The sequence below is a fragment of the Vibrio sp. 10N.222.49.C9 genome (genome assembly GCF_041474985.1).
In the GTDB taxonomy this organism is placed as follows: domain Bacteria; phylum Pseudomonadota; class Gammaproteobacteria; order Enterobacterales; family Vibrionaceae; genus Vibrio; species Vibrio crassostreae_C.
Window position 1 is genome coordinate 1 of the sequence record NZ_JBFRVD010000579.1, and the last position, 442, is coordinate 442.

At 43.0% G+C, this 442-nt stretch carries 1 protein-coding gene; it reads left to right on the forward strand.

The genetic code is table 11. The annotated features are described in order from the left end of the window. On the forward strand, positions 1-442 hold a 442-nt coding region (locus AB4585_RS24565; RefSeq protein WP_372171364.1), incomplete at both ends, for a helix-turn-helix domain-containing protein.

Sequence of the window (442 nt, forward strand, 5' to 3'; positions counted from 1 at the left end):
ATTGTTCAGTTGCGAAAACAGCATGGATTGTCACAAAGGGAATTAGCAGAAAAAGCAGGGATCACACACAGCGCAATCTCATCTATCGAGAATGCCAAAGTCAGTCCTTCTGTGAGTTCTTTACAAAAAATAGTGAATGTATTTTCACTGTCTTTATCAGAGTTTTTTACGTTTGACCAAGCAGGGAAAACGGAAGAGAAAGTGGTATTTAAGCCAGATGAACTGGTTGAAATGGGCAGCGATACAGTATCAATGAAGCTTGTCACCAACGGCTCGAAGAAACAGGTGATCGGTTTTCTGATAGAAGAATATGCCCCGCAAAGCACCACAGGAACGGATGAGATTAAACATGAAGGTGAAGAGGTTGGCACGATACTAGAAGGCGAAATTACGCTGGAGTATCAAGGCAGCTCTTACATCATCAAGGCCGGTGAGTCTTACG